The sequence below is a fragment of the Allocoprobacillus halotolerans genome, from assembly GCF_024399475.1.
Lineage (GTDB): Bacteria > Bacillota_I > Bacilli_A > Erysipelotrichales > Coprobacillaceae > Allocoprobacillus > Allocoprobacillus halotolerans.
The window spans coordinates 881,704-900,146 of the sequence record NZ_CP101620.1 but is presented as its reverse complement, the minus strand read 5'-3'; the positions used below and the strand labels follow the sequence as shown (position 1 = coordinate 900,146).

The 18,443-nt window shown below is 31.8% G+C and carries 19 protein-coding genes, 1 rRNA gene and 1 pseudogene; 17 read left to right on the top strand and 4 right to left on the bottom strand.

The window, feature by feature from the left end:
- Window positions 1-46 precede the first annotated feature (46 nt).
- The 16 genes and pseudogenes from rrf (at window position 47) to NMU03_RS05365 (ending at window position 15,634) form a co-directional block, all read left to right on the top strand.
- A 5S ribosomal RNA gene (gene rrf, locus NMU03_RS05440) occupies window positions 47-155 on the top strand.
- Between the two features lie 101 nt (window positions 156-256).
- Window positions 257-1,437 (top strand): annotated as a pseudogene (locus tag NMU03_RS05435) (ATP-grasp domain-containing protein).
- A gap of 10 nt (window positions 1,438-1,447) precedes the next feature.
- The gene (locus tag NMU03_RS05430; protein ID WP_290141647.1) at window positions 1,448-2,203 is read left to right on the top strand and encodes an esterase family protein; all 756 of its coding nucleotides are present in this window, start codon (window positions 1,448-1,450) and stop codon (window positions 2,201-2,203) included.
- Window positions 2,204-2,205: 2 nt separating this feature from the next.
- A complete protein-coding gene (locus tag NMU03_RS05425) occupies window positions 2,206-3,414 on the top strand; it encodes an ATP-grasp domain-containing protein (RefSeq protein WP_290141646.1) in 1,209 nt (402 codons plus the stop codon).
- A 231-nt stretch (window positions 3,415-3,645) separates the two neighbouring features.
- Complete coding sequence (locus NMU03_RS05420; protein WP_290141645.1) at window positions 3,646-4,593, top strand: magnesium transporter CorA family protein; 948 nt, start codon at window positions 3,646-3,648, stop codon at window positions 4,591-4,593.
- Between the two features lie 106 nt (window positions 4,594-4,699).
- Window positions 4,700-6,169 (top strand): glycoside hydrolase family 1 protein, encoded by a 1,470-nt coding sequence (locus NMU03_RS05415; protein ID WP_290141644.1) that lies wholly within the window; start codon window positions 4,700-4,702, stop codon window positions 6,167-6,169.
- A gap of 2 nt (window positions 6,170-6,171) precedes the next feature.
- Window positions 6,172-6,423 carry a kinase to dihydroxyacetone kinase gene (locus NMU03_RS05410; protein ID WP_290141643.1) on the top strand — a complete coding sequence of 84 codons (252 nt, stop codon included), beginning with the start codon at window positions 6,172-6,174 and terminating at the stop codon, window positions 6,421-6,423.
- A gap of 3 nt (window positions 6,424-6,426) precedes the next feature.
- Complete coding sequence (locus tag NMU03_RS05405) at window positions 6,427-7,353, top strand: AEC family transporter (protein WP_290141642.1); 927 nt, start codon at window positions 6,427-6,429, stop codon at window positions 7,351-7,353.
- Between the two features lie 124 nt (window positions 7,354-7,477).
- The gene (locus NMU03_RS05400) at window positions 7,478-8,896 is read left to right on the top strand and encodes an NAD(P)/FAD-dependent oxidoreductase (RefSeq protein ID WP_290141641.1); all 1,419 of its coding nucleotides are present in this window, start codon (window positions 7,478-7,480) and stop codon (window positions 8,894-8,896) included.
- 96 nt (window positions 8,897-8,992) lie between these two features.
- Window positions 8,993-10,630, top strand: a complete 1,638-nt coding sequence (locus NMU03_RS05395) for a VanW family protein (RefSeq protein ID WP_290141640.1) — start codon at window positions 8,993-8,995, stop codon at window positions 10,628-10,630.
- 168 nt (window positions 10,631-10,798) lie between these two features.
- The gene (locus tag NMU03_RS05390) at window positions 10,799-12,070 is read left to right on the top strand and encodes a transposase (protein ID WP_272595458.1); all 1,272 of its coding nucleotides are present in this window, start codon (window positions 10,799-10,801) and stop codon (window positions 12,068-12,070) included.
- Window positions 12,071-12,289: 219 nt separating this feature from the next.
- Window positions 12,290-13,150, top strand: a complete 861-nt coding sequence (gene folD, locus NMU03_RS05385) for a bifunctional methylenetetrahydrofolate dehydrogenase/methenyltetrahydrofolate cyclohydrolase FolD (protein ID WP_290141639.1) — start codon at window positions 12,290-12,292, stop codon at window positions 13,148-13,150.
- A complete protein-coding gene (locus NMU03_RS05380) occupies window positions 13,140-13,340 on the top strand; it encodes a DUF951 domain-containing protein (RefSeq protein ID WP_290141638.1) in 201 nt (66 codons plus the stop codon). Before folD ends, NMU03_RS05380 begins: the two co-directional genes overlap by 11 nt.
- Window positions 13,321-13,791: a GNAT family N-acetyltransferase gene (locus NMU03_RS05375; protein WP_290141637.1), complete on the top strand. Its 471-nt coding sequence runs from the start codon at window positions 13,321-13,323 to the stop codon at window positions 13,789-13,791. Before NMU03_RS05380 ends, NMU03_RS05375 begins: the two co-directional genes overlap by 20 nt.
- A gap of 10 nt (window positions 13,792-13,801) precedes the next feature.
- On the top strand, window positions 13,802-14,203 hold the full coding sequence (locus NMU03_RS05370) for a secondary thiamine-phosphate synthase enzyme YjbQ (RefSeq protein ID WP_290141636.1): 402 nt from the start codon (window positions 13,802-13,804) through the stop codon (window positions 14,201-14,203).
- A gap of 99 nt (window positions 14,204-14,302) precedes the next feature.
- The gene (locus NMU03_RS05365; protein WP_290141635.1) at window positions 14,303-15,634 is read left to right on the top strand and encodes an MATE family efflux transporter; all 1,332 of its coding nucleotides are present in this window, start codon (window positions 14,303-14,305) and stop codon (window positions 15,632-15,634) included.
- Between the two features lie 80 nt (window positions 15,635-15,714).
- On the opposite strand, the gene NMU03_RS05360 is transcribed toward NMU03_RS05365, so the two are convergent.
- The 4 genes from NMU03_RS05360 to NMU03_RS05345 are packed head-to-tail and all read right to left on the bottom strand — an operon-like array spanning window position 15,715 to window position 17,532.
- On the bottom strand, window positions 15,715-15,990 hold the full coding sequence (locus tag NMU03_RS05360; protein ID WP_290141634.1) for a DegV family protein: 276 nt from the start codon (window positions 15,988-15,990) through the stop codon (window positions 15,715-15,717).
- On the bottom strand, window positions 15,936-16,577 hold the full coding sequence (locus tag NMU03_RS05355) for a DegV family protein (RefSeq protein WP_290141633.1): 642 nt from the start codon (window positions 16,575-16,577) through the stop codon (window positions 15,936-15,938). Before NMU03_RS05355 ends, NMU03_RS05360 begins: the two co-directional genes overlap by 55 nt.
- Window positions 16,570-16,998 (bottom strand): MarR family transcriptional regulator, encoded by a 429-nt coding sequence (locus NMU03_RS05350; RefSeq protein WP_290141632.1) that lies wholly within the window; start codon window positions 16,996-16,998, stop codon window positions 16,570-16,572. The genes NMU03_RS05355 and NMU03_RS05350 overlap by 8 nt, the downstream gene beginning before the upstream one ends.
- Before the next feature lie 51 nt (window positions 16,999-17,049).
- Window positions 17,050-17,532, bottom strand: a complete 483-nt coding sequence (locus tag NMU03_RS05345) for a phosphatase PAP2 family protein (RefSeq protein ID WP_290141631.1) — start codon at window positions 17,530-17,532, stop codon at window positions 17,050-17,052.
- A 401-nt stretch (window positions 17,533-17,933) separates the two neighbouring features.
- On the opposite strand from NMU03_RS05345, the gene NMU03_RS05340 reads away from it, so the two are divergent.
- A complete protein-coding gene (locus NMU03_RS05340; RefSeq protein ID WP_290141630.1) occupies window positions 17,934-18,188 on the top strand; it encodes an Hsp20 family protein in 255 nt (84 codons plus the stop codon).
- Window positions 18,189-18,443: the final 255 nt, after the last annotated feature.

The window sequence follows — 18,443 nt, the reverse complement described above, 5'->3', positions numbered from 1 at the left end:
TGAAAGGAAAAGCTGTTCAGTTTTGAGCGTTCGTGCTCTAAGGGGATCTGGTGGCGAAGGCATGATGGACACACCTGTAACCATGCCGAACACAGAAGTTAAGCATCATAGCGGCGAAGATAGTGGGCAACTGCGACAATAGCACGCTGCCAGTCCATTCGGGAAGGTTCAGTTCTTCTGTTTCCTTCCCTTTTTTTATTTTTTTATATTATTATGTTATAATAGAAAAAAGATAGAAAAGGGGGAATTTTATTTTATGAATTTTGTATATATATCACCAAGTTTTCCGAAAAATTTTTATCAATTTTGTAATCGCTTAAAAGCAAATGGAGTTACTGTTTTAGCAATTGCTGATACACCTTATGATCAATTAAGCGATGAATTAAAAAATTCTATTGATGATTATTATCAAGTATATTCGATGGAAAACTATGATGAAATGGTTAAAGCTATGGGATATTTTATTTTTCATTATGGACATATCGATTGGCTAGAGTCAAATAATGAATATTGGTTAGAACAAGATGCGAAACTACGTACTGATTTTAATATTACAACTGGTATTCATACTAACCATATTGAAGATATTAAATGTAAGTCTAAAATGAAGAAATTTTATGAGGAAGCTGGAGTGAAAACTGCACGTTATCATTTGATCACAAATTTAGAAGAAGGTTTGAAATTTATTGAAGAAGTTGGCTATCCAGTTGTAGTTAAACCAGATAATGGCGTTGGGGCTGCTAAAACTTATAAGATTTCTAATCAAGATGAATTAGAACAATTTTATCAGGAAGACCATTTGACTCAATATATTATGGAAGAATTTGTAAATGGACTTATTATTTCATATGATGGTATTGCGAACCTCCAAAAAGATATTTTATTTGAAACTTCGCATGTTTTTCCTAATCCTATTATGGATGTGGTTAATGATGTTAGCAGCATGCATTATTACTCATTAAGAGAAATTCCTTATGATCTTAAAATGGCTGGGCAAGCTTGTGTGAAAGCTTTCTACACCGCTGGAAGATGTTTCCACATGGAATTTTTAGATTATTGGAAGATAAGCCTGGTTTAGGGCAAAAGGGAGATATTGTTGGTTTAGAAGTTAATTTACGTACACCAGGTGGTTATACACCAGATATGATGAATTTTGCCAATAACATAGATATTTACCAAATTTATGCAGATATGGTTACACAAGGATATAGTGAATATGATCATCAACGTCCATACCATTGTGTATATTGCGGAAGAAGAGATGGTATTACATATAGTCACAGTCATGAAGAAGTTGTATCAAAATATCATTTTGATTTAGTTATGTGTGAAAGAATGCCTGATATTTTAAGTGGTGCAATGGGTAACTTTACTTATACTGCACGTTTTGAAAATATGGAACAAGTGGATGAATTTGTCCAATATGTTTTAGGATAGGAGTGAGAACATGAAAACAGAATGGTTTAAAGAATATAGTGAATGTTTATTACGAGATATGGAATTTAAAGTTTATGGGCATGCTGGAACACCAATTTTGGTTTTTCCTGCTCAAGATGGAAGATTCTTTGATTTTGAAAATTTTGGCATGGTTGATACAGTTGCTCATCTTATTGAAGAAGGAAGAATCCAACTTTTCTGTTGCGACAGTATTGATCAAGAATCATGGTCAGCTAAGGATGGGGATAATCAGCATCGCACATATATGATGGAACAATGGTTTTATTATATTGTCAATGAATTAGTACCAAGAATATTTGAAATCAATTCTTATGGAAATGATGGTAACTATGCAGATGGTATTTTTACAACAGGATGTTCAATGGGAGCGACACATGCTGCAAATTTTATGTTTAGAAGACCAGATATTTTTAAAGGAACAATTGCTTTAAGTGGTTACTATGATAGTGATTTATTCTTTGGAGACTATCATGATGATATTCTTTATCGTAATTCTCCAATCCAATATATTCATGGTATGAGTTATGAGCATCCATATGTTGATATGTATCGTCATTGTCGTATTGTTTTATGCTGTGGGCAAGGAGCATGGGAAGATGATATGATTAGAAGTACAACACGTATGAAAGAATTATTAGAATACAAAGATGTCCCAGCTTGGATTGATTTCTGGGGTTATGATGTGAATCATGATTGGGATTGGTGGCAAGTTCAATTCCCATACTTTGTAGAAAGGGTTATCTAATGATGAATCTTGTCTTTATATCACCACATTTTCCTGCTTACTTTTATAATTTCTGTGACCGTTTAAAAGTAAGAGGAGTCCGTGTTTTAGGAATCGGTGATGAAAATTATGAAAACTTGCCATACCATACAAAACTTGCCTTAACAGAATATTATCGTGTTGATGATTTAGAAGATTATGAAAGTGTATATAGAGCTTGTGCCTATTTTACATGGCACTATGGAAAAATTGATTGGATTGAATCTCAAAATGAATATTGGTTAGAACTTGAAGCAACCTTAAGAAATGAATTTAATGTCACAACTGGCACAAAGATTCAAGACCTTGCACCAATGAAATACAAATCAAAGATGAAAGCTGTTTATGAGTCAGTTGGAATTCCAACTGCAAGATATCGTAAAGTAGATGATTATCTTGCAACAAAAGCCTTTGCAAATAGAGTTGGGTATCCAGTTATTGTGAAACCAGATAATGGAGTTGGAGCAAGTTCAACATATAAGTTAAAAAATGATGATGAATTAGATTATTTCTTTGCGACAAAACCACCTTATATTCAATTTATTATTGAAGAACTTGTACCAGGACATGTCGAAACTTTTGATGGTGTGACTGATAAAGATAAAAATATATTGATTTGTTCATCACATGTCATGTTGAATTCTATTATGGATAATGTCAATGAATTGAGTGATACAGCTTTTTATTCTCAACCTATCGAAGGATTAGATTTATATGAAATAGGGAAAAAAGTTGTAGAAGCATTTGATACAAGAAGTCGATTCTATCATTTTGAGTTCTTTAGATTAGATGAAGATAAAGAAGGATTAGGTAAAAAAGGTGATATTGTTGGTTTAGAAGTCAATATGAGAGCACCAGGGGCTTATATGCCAGATATGATTAATTTTGCATACAATGTAGATGTCTATACAATTTGGGCTGATATGATTAAATATAATCAATGTTTCTATGATATTCATCGTGAATATTGGGTAGCTTATACAGGACGTAGAGAAGCTATCTGGTATATGCATAACTATGATCAAATTAGAGAAACTTATGGTGAGCAAATAGCTTTAGAAACAGATGTGCCCGAAGCATTAAGTGCCGCTATGGGAAATCATGTCTTTATTGTCAAATCTAAATCAAAAGATGAACTCTTTGATATGATTCGTTATATCTTAAAAAGAGAAGATGGAACAGATTGGTTTTAAAATATATGGTTTAAATTGAAAGTATCTTTCAATTTAAACCTTTTTTACAAAAAACAAAAAAATTACATTTTAAAGGCTTTTCTATCAAATATTTTGTGTTATAATGGCAAAGGAAAGAAAGAAGGTGTTATTATGTCTCCGGAGCCGGATGAAGAAACGAATTTCAATACAAAACATAACATAACAGGAGGCATAATAAAAATTCTCCTGTTATAGAATAGGAGGATAACAATGATAGAATTTTACAAAACTTTTGGAACAGAAACAAAAAAGATTGAAACATTAGAAACAGGATGCTGGATTAATGTGATTTCCCCTACTGAAGAAGAAAAACAGTTTTTAATACAAGATTTAGGGATTGTTCCTGAATTTGTACAAGCATCTTTAGATGAAGAAGAAAGTTCACATATTGATTTTGATGATGATTATAATCAAACATTAGTTATTGTCGATTATCCTAGTGCTGAAGAAACGGAAGGTAAGTACGATAAAATGACTTTACAATATACAACATTACCATTAGGTATTGTTTTGATGAAAGGTTATATTATTACAATTTCATTATATGAGAATTTAAATATTGAAGATATGGCAACAGGAAAAGTTAAAGGTATTCATACTGAAATGAAAACGAGATTCTTATTGAAACTTTTACTAAGAATATCACAAAGATATCTTATTTATTTACGTCAAATTGATCGTTTGTCATCACTAACAGAACATAAATTACATAAATCAATGCAAAATAAAGAATTAATTCAGATGCTAGGATTAGAAAAATCTTTAGTCTATTTTTCAACATCATTAAAAACTGATGAAATCACTTTAAATAAAATTATGCGTGGAAAATTAATTAAGCTATATGAAGACGATCAAGATTTATTAGAAGATGTTCTTGTAGAAATTCATCAAGCAATTGAAATGTGTAATATTTATTCAAATATTTTATCTGGAACAATGGATGCTTTTGCTTCTGTGATTTCTAATAACTTAAATATTGTTATGAAAGTTTTAACAGTTATTACAATAGTGATGGCCATTCCAAATATTGTTTTCAGCTTTTATGGTATGAATGTTTCTGGGTTACCTGGACCAGTTTGGTGGGTACCAACACTCATTGCTTTAGTTGCTTGTGGTATTGCGACACTTATCTTCATGAAAAAAGATATGTTTCATTAGAGTACATGGAAATGTACTTTTTTCTTTCATAAAATTCTTTTTTTGAAAATAACAACAATAAATATGAGATTGATGTATAATGATTAAAAAAGGAGGATGAAATATAATGAAAAAATTTCCAGAAGGTTTTTTATGGGGAGGAGCAACTGCTGCTAATCAATACGAAGGTGGATGGAATGAAGATGGTAAAGGAATCAGTGTATCTGATTGTGCTAGGCATCACTTGGATATTGATGTGCAAGATTATCATGCTCAAAACGCAATAACTACACAAGAAATAGAAGCTGCATTAAAATCAAATGATGAAAGTTTATATCCTAAAAGACATGCCTCTGATGGGTATCATCATTATAAAGAAGATATTGCTTTAATGGCTGAAATGGGATTCAAAGTCTATAGAATGTCCATTGCCTGGTCAAGAATCTTCCCTAATGGTGATGATGAACAACCTAATGAAGAAGGTTTAAAATTCTATGATGATGTCTTTGATGAATGTTTAAAATATGGCATTGAACCCTTAGTCACAATGTCACATTATGAACCACCAATCAATCTTGTCTTGAACTATGATGGATGGGCATCAAGAGAAGTTGTAGATATGTTTGTGAAATATGTTAAAGTTATCTGTGAAAGATATAAGGATAAAGTTAAATACTGGTTGACTTTTAATGAAGTTGATTCAATGATTAGACATCCTTACACAACAGGAGGTCTTGTAGAAGATCGTTTTCCAGGAAGAAACTTCCAGGAAGTGATATTTCAGGCAATGCATCATCAGTTTGTGGCATCTGCCTTAGCAACCAAAATCTGTCATGAAATCATACCAGGATCAAAAGTCGGATGTATGTTGACAAAGCTCACATATTATCCATACACATGTAAACCAGAAGATGTCTTACAGGCACAACAGGATATGAGAAGTACATACTGTTATAGTGATACACAGGTCTTTGGTGAATACCCAGCTTACTTGCTTGCGAAGTTTAAAAATGAAGGTATTCATATCAAGATGGAAGAAGGAGATTTGGATATAATGAAGCAATATCCAGTAGACTTCGTATCATTTAGTTATTATTCTTCTAGCTGTGTTGCTAAGGATGATAAAGGATTGAAAAAGACTGCTGCTAATACTAATGTCGCCATTAAAAATCCATACATTCCTTCGTCAGATTGGGGATGGCAAATTGATCCAATTGGACTAAGAGTATCATTGGTTGATTTGTATGATCGTTATCGTAAACCATTATTCATTGTAGAAAATGGATTAGGTGCAAAAGATGAATTGATTGATGGAACTGTTGATGATCAATATCGCATTGATTATTTTGATGCACATTTTAGAGAAATGTGGAAAGCCATTGAAATTGATGGTGTTGATTTAATGGGATATACATCATGGGGATGTATAGATATTGTCAGTGAATCAACAAAACAAATGAGCAAGCGTTATGGATTTATCTATGTAGATTGTGATGATTTAGGCAATGGAACATATAAGAGATATAAAAAGAAATCATTTGACTGGTATAAAAAAGTGATTGAAACAAATGGAGCTTGTCTATTTGAAGGAGAATAGAAGTGATAGATTATAAATTTGATACACAATTATTAATTGAAGGAAAAAATTTAAATGAAGATGAAATTAATGATTATATCACTAAGCATTTTCAAGGAGATTGTTTATTAGCGGTGGGAGACGATGAATTGATTAAAATTCACTTCCATACGAACGAACCTTGGCTTGTTTTAGAATATGCTGCAACACTAGGTGAAATCTATGATATTGTGGTTGAAAATATGGAAAGACAAGCACAGGGGTTAAAAGGATAAGACGTGGATATACAAGTCATTATTTTACAGATGATACAATTATTTTTGGTTATCACTTTAGGTTATATTTTATTAAAAATAAAGATACTTGATACTGATTTTAATAAACGTTTAACGACTTTATTACTATCAGTAACAACACCAGCATTAATTGTATCTTCTGTTTTATCCTCAACTGTTGAAAAAGATATTTCCCAAATTATTTTTGTATTTATTGTCGGGCTTGTTATTTTCATTATTTTACCAATACTAGGTTTTTTGATTGTGAAAATCATCAAAGTTCCCATTCACCAACAAGGTTTATATATCTTTATGACAATGTTTTCTAATATTGGCTTTATGGGTTTTCCCGTGATGAAATCTATTTTTGGTAATCAAGCTGTTTTTCTAACAGCTATCTTTAATATGATATTTAATTTACTTGTCTTTACTTTTGGTATTGTCTTAATGAATTATCATTCACCACAAAAAATCAAAATGAATGCCCAACAGCTTTTATCACCAGGTGTCATTGCTTCTTTCATTGCTTTAATCATTTATTTAACAGATTTGCATGTACCCGATGTCGTGGCTTCAACAATCACAATGGTAGGAGATATTACAACACCGATTGCGATGATGTTAATTGGATCAACACTTGCAACTATTCCACTCAAAGAAGTTTTTAATGAAATTAGGATTTATCCTTTTACAATTTTAAAACAGATTATTATTCCTATTATTGCTTATCCTGTTTTAAGTTTCTTTATTCAAGATTCTTTGATTTTAGGTGTTTCTTTAATCATGATTGCGATGCCAGTTGCCAATACGGCTGTTTTATTTGCAACAGAATATCAAAAAGATGTGGCTTTAGCTGCTAAATCAGTATTTATGACAACGCTTCTTTCGATTATTACGATTCCTCTTATTGTCGCTTTGTTTTTAAGTTAATATAAAAAGTTTTTGAATACAATAACTTTTTTTAATCCTCGTTATATTATTGACAAGTGTTTCGTTTTATGAATATAATAAACGAGGATTATTTAATTTTGCCCCAGAAATGAGGCGTTTTTTTATGCAAAAGAATTATGATGTCATTATTGTTGGGGCTGGACCAGCAGGTATTATGACAAGTTATGAATTGTATTTAAAAAATCCAGAATTAAAAGTTCTACTTATTGATAAAGGACATGATGTGATGTTTAGACATTGTCCAATTAAAGATAAGAAAATTAAAAGTTGTCCACAAATTAAAGAAAATGAACCAGGATGTTTACCTGCTTGTTCCATTACTTCAGGATTTGGTGGAGCAGGTGCTTATTCAGATGGGAAATTTAATATTACGAGTGAATTTGGTGGATGGTTGACTGATTATTTAGATAATCAGGAAGTTGAAGATGTCATTCATTATGTTGATGAACTTTATTTAAGACATGGAGCAACGCATGAAATTACTGATCCAACAACAGATAAAGTCAGAGAAATTGAAAAAAGAGGTTATGCAGTTGGATTAAAACTATTACGTGCAAAAGTCAGACATTTAGGAACAGAAGAAAACTTAAGAATTATGACAGAAATGTCAAATGAATTGAAAGAACATATTGATATTGCTTTTAAAACAGCGGTGAAAGATATTTTGGTAGAAGATCATCATGTGACAGGAATTGTGTTAGAAAATGGTGAAGAAATCTATGCTCCAAATGTTGTTTTAGCACCAGGACGTGATGGTTCAACTTGGTTAGCAAAAGTCTTTAAACATCAAGGTCTTGAACTTTATAATAATCAGGTTGATATTGGTGTAAGAGTGGAAACAAGTAATATCGTTATGGATGAAATTAATCAGAATTTATATGAAGGAAAATTTGTATACAATGCTTCAGTGGGAACAAAAGTCAGAACATTCTGTTCCAATCCAAGTGGGCACGTTGTTATTGAAAATCATTCAGGAACAATGTTAGCCAATGGACATGCTTACCACGATCCAAAACTAGGAAGTCCTAATACAAACTTTGCTTTACTTGTATCACATGTCTTTAGTGAACCATTTAATGAACCGAATGAATTTGCTCATGAAGTCGCAAGATTAGCCAATATGTTATCTCATGGAAGCATTATTGTCCAAAGATATGGTGATATTAAAAGAGGTAGACGTACCACAACAAAACGCTTAAAAGAAGGTTATACAGTTCCAACATTACCAGAAGCTGTGCCAGGGGATTTAGGTTTGGTTTTACCATATAATACAATGAAATCTATCATTGAAATGATTGAAGCCTTAGACCACGTGACACCAGGTATTGCTAATGAACATACATTACTTTATGGTGTAGAAGCGAAATTCTATTCGGCTAGGCCAAAAGTCAGAGAAGGATTTGAAAGTGAAATTGATGGATTATATGTTGGTGGGGATGGTGCCGGTTTAACAAGAGGATTAGCACAAGCTGGAGCCAATGGTATTTTAATTGCTAGACATATTATTAATAAGCAAAAATAGTCGGAAAAATACGACTATTTTTTGTTTATATAGCTTGCAAGAAGTCTTGAAGAAGTATATGATAGTTGAGTAATAACATCATAATAGGAGAAGACTATGAACATTCAATATAAACAACTTATAAATAATAAAAAAGTGATGATTCCTGCAACAATCATTTTGATATTGGTAATCATCTATCTGGCTATATGTTTTATGGTTGGTTCAGGAGATTTTCTTTCACATACAACGATTAATGGAATTCAAGTTGGTGATATGACAAAACAAGAAGCCGTGACAGCTTTAAATCAACAGTTTGAAAAAGATACCAAACAGTTGCTTATCAAAATGAAAGCAAATGATCAATCATATACTGTTGATTTAACAGGTAATGTTTCTTTTGAGGCTTCTCAAGAAGTTGAAAAGATTTCTCAAAAAATGAAAGGACATTTTTTTACAAGAGGATACTATTATTTAAAGAATAAAGATTTTATTGTACCTGTGAAGATTCAAGATGAGGAAAAGTTAAAAGAAGCGATTAAAAAAAGTGAAATTCTCAAGTATGATACAACTCAAAAAACAACTTATGAACTAGGTGAACAAAAGATTATTTTTACTAAAGGTACAAATGGTGAAAAGACAACTGAAACTTTAACCATTCAACAAATTCAACAGGCACTGAAAGATTATGATTTTCATAAGGAAATTATTTGTCAGTTGGAACAAACGCATTTAGAAGATGATGAAATGGAAACTTTATATAAAGAGCTTGTAAAAGAGGCTCAAAATGCTACTTTGGATAAAGGTAATGATTATACGATTATTGATGGAAAAGTGGGAGTATCCTATGATTTAGAAACAGCTCAAAAAGCTTTCTTAGATACAAAAGCAGGAGATACTTTTGAAGTTTCAGCTAAAATTACCCAACCTGATATTACCAAAGCAGATTTAGAAAAGAATTTATTTAAAGATGTTTTAGGAAGTTATTCGACTTATGTAAGTGGTTCATCTGTAAGAAAAAATAATGTGCGTTTAGCTGGCGTGAAATGTAACTCAATCTTATTACCAGGTGAAGAATTTTCTTTCAATGGACAAGTAGGACAACGTACAGTTGCGAAAGGTTTTGGGGCGGCAGGAGCATATCGCGATGGTGAAACCGTCAATGAAGTTGGTGGCGGTGTTTGTCAATCATCATCTACTTTATATAATGCGGTATTGCTTTCTAACTTAGAAGTCACTTTAAGATATAATCATAGTTATGTATCAAGCTATGTGCCTATTGGTCGAGATGCGACAGTATCTTGGGGTGGCCCGGATTTTAAATTTAAAAACAATAAAAACTATCCAATCAAAATAGAAGTATCTTATAGTAATAGTCGTTTATATTGTAAGATTTTAGGGACAAATGAAGATGGATCTTATGTTAAAATTACTAGTCAAAAGTTATCATCTATACCTTATCAGACAAAATATATTGATGATCCAACATTGGAAGTAGGAACCGAAAAAGTTCAAACAACAGGTTATACTGGAGCGAAAGCGCAATCTTATCGCTATGTTTATGATAAAGATGGAAATTTGATTTCTTCACAAAAAGAAGCCTATAGTGTTTATAAAAAACGTGATAAAGTTGTGAAAAGAGGAACAAAACCCGTAGAAGTGACACCGGTTCAACCTGTTCCAGAAACACCAACTGTTGATCCAAATGTGACAACGCCACCAACAACGGATCCAACACAAACACCTGTACAATAGAGGAATTCAGTTCCTCTTTTTTGTTTACTTTGAGTTTCGGTAAAAAAATAAAAAACAGGTAAAAAGTTATTCACAAATTGCCTGTTTTGCTTTATTTATAAGGAAAATCAGCCTCTAAAATGTTATAATAATTTTATCTCAATAAACAAAATTTAGGAGGGATTTTCCATGAGTTATTTTACCACAGATCTATATGAAACGAAAAGAGAAATTGTCAATTTTTCTAATAAATTATCAGACAGTCTTGATAAACCTGCTGCCAAGTTTGTCATGGACATGATGTTTGGTCTTGCAAGAAGTCAAAGTGTTCTACTTAGCGATATTGCCAGAGCTCTTGATGAAAATATCAAGCTCAATTATACAATTGACAGATTATCCAATCATTTGGCTCAATTTGATGATGAAGCAATGAACCAAATGAAATCCAATTATAATGATATGGTTATCAAGCATCTTAGCGAAGACAGGATCATTTTACTTGATAACAGTGAAATCATCAAAAAATATGGAAGAAAATTTGAAGATCTTTGTATGGTCAGGGATGCTTCCTCACTTAAGGATGACATTTATCCTGGATACCATGTATGTGAGGCAACTGCCCTCACACAGGATCAACATCATCCAATATCTTTGTATAGCCATATCTATTCAACTGAAAGTGAAGGATTCAGGTCAATGAACGATGAAACAATAAAGAGCATAAAATATGTCAAATCTCTCATTCCTGAAAGATGTACATTTGTATGTGACAGAGGATATGATGCCAATGTATTTTATGATTACTTCATAGATGAAAATCATAATGCAGATGATTTCATCATCAGACTCAAAGAAAATAGAACGTTATTGTTTAAAGGGAAGCCAAAGAAAGTAGGAGAAATCGCCAAAAGAAGAAAAGGCAAGATTAAGATGAACATGTATTTTTCTAAGGAAGATAGTGAAGTCTATGTATCACATACGAGAGTGGAACTGCCATCACAAAAGGGAAGGATATTAAATCTAGTCATTGTGTATGGATTAAGTGAAGAAAAACCGATGATGCTTTTAACGAATAGAGAGATCAGGAATAAAAGAGATGTGCATAAGATAGTGAGGGCATATATGTCAAGGTGGCGAATCGAGGAGAAATTCAGATTCAAAAAGAATCAGTATGGTTTTGAAAATATAAGAGTAAGGACAATGAAATCAATAAATGTATTGAATACGATATTGATGATGCATATAGGGCATATAACACTGTTGGCAGAGAAAGTAGACAAGAAATTACTGGTCATAAAGATGATAGAGAGAAGCAAATCGCTTAAAGGAAAGAGATATTACTGGTGCTATCAGATCAGTAAAGGGATACAGGAAATATTAAAATATGCACAAAAGGGAATCAAGGAGTTTCAAAATATAAGAGAGAAGCAGGAATACAGGCAGCTGCAACTGAAACTATAAAATGAACATATAGTAAATAATAAAAAAGGTCATGAAAATGACACTTTTTCAGCTACAATAAAAAGAGAATAAAAACAAAAAAGATGATATAGATAAGAAAACAAGGGTTATGACAATAAACAACAAGACATACCCTTCAAAAAAGAATGCAAAAAACCGAAAGTCAAATGTTTACAAGTTGCATTATTTTGATATAATTCATATAAGGGAGAGATAGCTATGAATATAGATGGAAAATTAATATCACAAAAAAGAAAAGATGCATTAAAAATAAAGATAGATGAATTAAAAGCACAGGGTTCTAGATTACCTAAATTAACTGTTGTTTTAGTTGGAGAAAATCCTGCCAGTCAAACTTATGTACGTAATAAAGATCGTGCTTGTGCTTATGTGGGTATGCTTTCAGATATTATCAGATTAGAGGAACAAACATCTGAAGAAAAGCTTATCCAAGTTATTGAATCACTAAATCAAGATGAAAGTGTAGATGGTATATTAGTACAATTACCATTACCAGCACATATAGATGAAGATAAAATTTTAAATCTAATTGATCCAACAAAGGATGTTGATGGATTTCATCCTCTCAATGTCGCAAAACTTGTGTTAGGAGAAAAAGGACTTGTTCCTTGCACTCCTCAAGGCATGATGGTTTTATTAGATGAAATTAACTATGATTTAACAGGTAAAGAAGTGGTTGTTGTGGGACGTAGTAATATTGTTGGAAAACCTGTGGCTTTATTATGTTTACATAAACATGCGACAGTAACAATTGCACATTCTCGTACAAAAAATTTACCTGAATTATGCAAGCGAGGAGATGTTCTCATTGCGGCGATTGGTCGACCTCGTTTTTTCAATAAAGATTATATTAAACCAGGAGCTGTCGTTTTAGATGTTGGAATTAATCGTGATGAAAATAATAAACTTTGTGGTGATGTGGATTATGAAGATGTTAAAGATATTGCTTCTTATATCACACCAGTACCAGGTGGTGTTGGTCCAATGACCATTGCGATGTTGATGGAAAATACTTATCAGGCGTATTTACAAAGGGAGGCACAGAAGAATGGAATATAATTTAAATGATATTGTTGAAATGAAAAAACAACACCCATGTAAAAAATCAAATCAATGGAAAATTATTCGTATGGGAGCAGATATTAAAATTAAATGTTTAGGTTGTGGAGCAATCGTTATGTTTTCAAGACGTGATTTTGAAAAACGTTTAAAAAAGGTGATTCCAGCCAATGTTGATACGACAGATTAAAGAAAAAGATAATTTAGAAGTTGAAAAATTAATTCGTGATTGTCTGATTGAATTTGGTGGTAATAGACCAGGATGTGCTTGGGAAGACAAAGATTTAGGACGCTTTTATCAAGTTTATCAGCCTGACAATCGACAATATTTGGTCGTCATTAAAGATGGACATGTTGTGGGAGGCTGTGGCATTGGACCGGTTGTTGGAAAACAAGGAATCTGTGAATTACAGAAGATGTATTGTTATAAGGAGATAAGAGGGACAGGTATTGCCAAAGAACTATTAGACCAGTCATTAGTGTTTGCGAAAAAGCATTATCAAAAATGTTATTTAGAAACTTTTTCACAGATGGTTGCAGCGAATCGTTTTTATCTTAAAAATGGGTTTCAGCCATTGGACAAACCATTAATTCAAGGTCCACATTATGCCTGTGATCGCTGGTATATCAAAGATTTATAGAGGTGAGTTTATGTTATTGAAACATCAATATCAATTTTCAAAACGTATGGAAATGCATGAAGTTACAGAAATTATCAAAAAAGATGTGCAACAATCAGGAATTCAAGAAGGGATTGTAGTGGTATATACACCACATACTACTGCTGGTATAACAATCAATGAAAATGCTGATCCTGAAGTTGTTAGAGATATGTTAGCTGGTTTTGAACGTACATTTCCAACTTATCATGAAGACTATCGTCATTTTGAAGGAAATTCTCATGCCCATATGAAATCAACTGTATTTAATGCCGGTCAAACTTTAATTATTCATCAAGGAAAAATCATTTTAGGTACATGGCAGGGCATTTATTTATGTGAGTTTGATGGGCCTCGTAACAGAACTTTCTATGTTAAAATCATCGCTGGATAAAATGATTTCTAGGCATTATATCGAAAGATATAGTGCTTTTTCTTGCTTGACAAAAATCATGAATGTATCTAAACTTTAAATGTTAAAGGGGAGAAAATTGTGGATAAAGAGAAAATGGGGACGCAAAAAGTTTTATCTTTGTTGATTGAATTATCAGTTCCCGCAATGATTGGTATGATTGTCAATGCCATTTATAATATTGTTGATCGTATGTTTATTGGAAATGCACCTGAACTAGGCTCACTCGGTTTAGCAGGTATTACGGTTTCCTATCCTGTGACACTGATTTTAATGGCTTTAAGTTTAATGGCTGGTGTTGGAGGGGCTACACGTTTTTCAATTGCCTTAGGAGCCAAAGAATATGATGATGCGAAATATTATCAAGGGAATGCCTTGATGGTTACAGTGATATTTGGAGTCATTTTCATGGTGTTTGGAAATCTATTTATGGATCCAATATTAACAATTCTTGGAGCCAGTGAAAAAGTCTTGCCTTATGCTAGTGCTTATTTAAGTATTATTTTATATGGAGCTGTTTTCCAATGTGTTGCCATGTGTGGAAATAACTTTTCTCCTGCTCAAGGAAATGCGAAAAATGCAATGATTTCGCAACTGTTAGGAGCAGGTTTTAATATTGTCTTTGATTATATTTTGATAGTTCAATGTCATATGGGTATGGAGGGTGCTGCTCTTGCGACAATTGGTGGACAATGTTTAAGTATGATTTGGCAATTAGCTTTCCTATTTGGAAAAAGAGGTATCATTCCTTGTCGTTTAGAACATATGAAAATCAAAAAACATTATACATATATGATTATGAAAACAGGGCTACCAGCCTTTTTAATGCAACTTTCAACAAGTGTATTAAATATTGTCATCAATGGGACATTAGGTTTATATGGTGGTGATTTAGCCATTTCTACGGTTGGTATTATTACCAGTGTTCAAACTTTAATGTTGATGCCTTTAACAGGTATGACACAAGGTCAGCAACCGATTATCAGTTATAATTATGGAGCACAAAACTATCAACGTGTCAAAGAAACATTGAAATATACAATTATTGGAGCAACTTGTCTGGCATGTTTAGGATTTATTGCTATTCAGTTATTTCCAGCTATGATTATTTCTATTTTTAATCAAGAACCTGAAATTATATCATTAGGACAAAACGCTTTACGTATCTGGTTTATCTGCTTGCCTTTAGTAGGATGTCAAACCATGTGTGCCAACTTCTTTCAGGCTATCGGAATGGTCAAACAATCAAGTTTTCTAAACTTATTAAGACAATGCTTATTATTAATACCACTAATCTTGATTCTTTCATGGTTATTTGGATTATATGGTGTCTTTGTGGCTGTACCTATTGCTGATTTAATAGCTTTTATAATTACGGTTTATTTGATTCAAAAAAGATTAAAAACCTTATAGCTATTCCATATATAACAATAGATTTTAAGGTGTTATTTATATGAGGGACAAAATAAATGCAAAAAAAGATAATTACGTATTCATGTAATCATCTTTTTTAAACTATTTTTTGTCACATATGTAATTAAACGAGCACCAGGACCAGCATGTGTTCCAATGACAGGACTAATGACACCATGTAAAGTTTCATCAAAGTGGAAAGCATCTCTTAGAGTATTTTCAAATTTATCTAATCCATCTGTTGAACCATTATAACCAATACAGATTGGTTCATCTAAATCTATTTCACCATCTTCTTGAATTAAATCAATGATTTTAGCAGTAGCTTTTTGTGTCCCTCTAGCTTTACTGAACATTTCAAGTTTTCCATCATCAAAACCAATAATTGGTTTAAATTTAAGCAATGTATCAGCGGAAGCACTGTTTTAGATAAACGTCCACCTTTATATAAGTATTCTAATGTATCAACAAAAGCGTATAAACGTAAACGTTTTTTATAATCTTCTAAGAAAGTAAAAATATCTTTCGCTACCATTTCTTCATTTCTTAAAGCAATGGCTTTTAAAACAAGTAAACGTTGCATTTGTGTTGTTCCTAAACTATCCACTACATAAATATCATCATATTCAACTAATTCTTTAGCAAGATTAGCACTTTGATAAGTTCCACTAATAGTACTAGATAAAGTAATGACAATAACACTTTCTTGATTTTCTTTCGCTTGTTCATAAAGATTAGCAAAATCTTGAGGTGAAGGTTGTGATGTTGAAGGTAAAGTTTCACTATTCACTAATAAATCATAAAATTCATCAGGTTGTAAATCCACACGATCTTTATATTCTCTTCCATTAATAATGACTTTTAATGGCACAACATCGATATTTAACTCTTTTGCATATTCTAAATCAATATCCGCAGTAGAATCAGTAATAATCTTAATCATCTTTCTTTTTCTCCGTCATAAAGATTCTAATTGTATGAAGCATTTTTTCTAAAGATTTGACTTCTTCCTTACTGAATAGCTTTTCAATTTCTCTCAGTGCTTTTTTTATATAACGATCATTTTCACGATAAAACTCCAAGAATTTACTTGTCGCTTTTAAATGATAAGAGCGTTTATCTTCTTGACTAACAGTTTTGATTAAATAACCTTTATCCACCAATTGGTTAATTTTGTATGTCGCATTAGGTTGTGAAATTCCCATGTATTTAGCGTATTCTAAAATTGTAGGTTCCCCTAACATATAAATAATATCCAAGCTAAACGCTTCTTGCATTGTTAGTTCTTTAGAAGTAGCGCACATAGATGCATAAAAATTCATCTTGAATATATTATAAACAGCTTGAAACTCGTGACTTAGCATAAGACCTCCTCGTAAATACTTAAAATATTTTAAGCATAGTATAAATTATTTTTAATGAAAATCAATTATAAAACAAAGAATTGCGATAATAATTGCAACAAAAACATCACTGATATGATGAACACCACTTAAAATACGGGTTAAACTGACAATCAAAGCAATGATGCAAGCAAAGATACCAACATATACATTTGCATAAAAACAAATCAATGCGATAATACAGGCACTGACACTATGACGACTAGGAAATGATTCGCCATGTTTGTGACCTTTTAAGGGTTTGATGTCCATGTAATCATAAGGACGAGGACGATTGACAACTTTTCTAAAAATCGTCACAAGGATAAAAGCAATACAAGGTCTAAGGATTGCATCTATCAAATAAGGATTATGGGTATACCATAAATCAAATAAGATACATGGATAAATAATGAAGGTTATATAAGGACAATATTCTGTTAAAAAAAGAATGACTTTTTCTAAATGAGGATGCCTTCTTATATAAGTTAACATGGATTGATAAAAATGCTCCAAAACTCTCACCCTTTCTTTATCATTATAACGAAAATATGTGATGAAAACAATAAAATAAATATTTTAGCACTAAGGTGTTGACAGTGCTAAAAGAAAGGATTATAATAGAATCAGAAATAAGGAAAGAGAATAAAAAAGGCATTCCTTACTTCTCATATCAAACATTGTTCATTCTCTAACAATGCAAAGAATAGTAATTCAAGAGGTGATATTTATGTTAATGCCTAGTATTTTTGGAGAAAGTTTATTTGATGATTGGTTTGATGATTTTGATAAGGAATTTTTGGAAAGAAAAATCCATTGTATGGAAAACATTCAAGAAACATCATGAAAACAGATGTTCGTGAAACTGATGGAACATATGAATTAGATGTTGATCTTCCAGGATTTAAAAAGAAGATGTGGAATTATCATTTGATCAAGGATATTTGACAATATCTGCGAAAAAGAATTTAAATAAAGATGAAAAGAACAAAGATGGTCAATATATCCGTCAAGAAAGATATGCTGGCAGCATGAGCCGTAGTTTCTATGTTGGTGAAAGTGTTCCACAAAGTGATATTAGAGCTAAATTTGAAGATGGTGTTTTAAGAATTTCTATCCCTAAACAGGATATGAAAGTTATTGAAAACAACAACACAATTACGATTGAATAAGCAGGGCAATAAACCCTGCTTTACTTATTCTTAAACAAAACTTTAGCTAATAAACTTGTATCTTGAAGGAAATATTTATATAGTATAGACAGTTATCAGGTTTTCTCTCCACATTTAACATTCTTTAACTGATAACGACGTGTCTTATATATGAAAAAGATTCCTTATATTGGAATCTTTTTTATCGTTGGAAAGTATAACTATCATATATCTACTTTTTTTGTTATTGTTGTGGTAAGCATATGAATTATTATA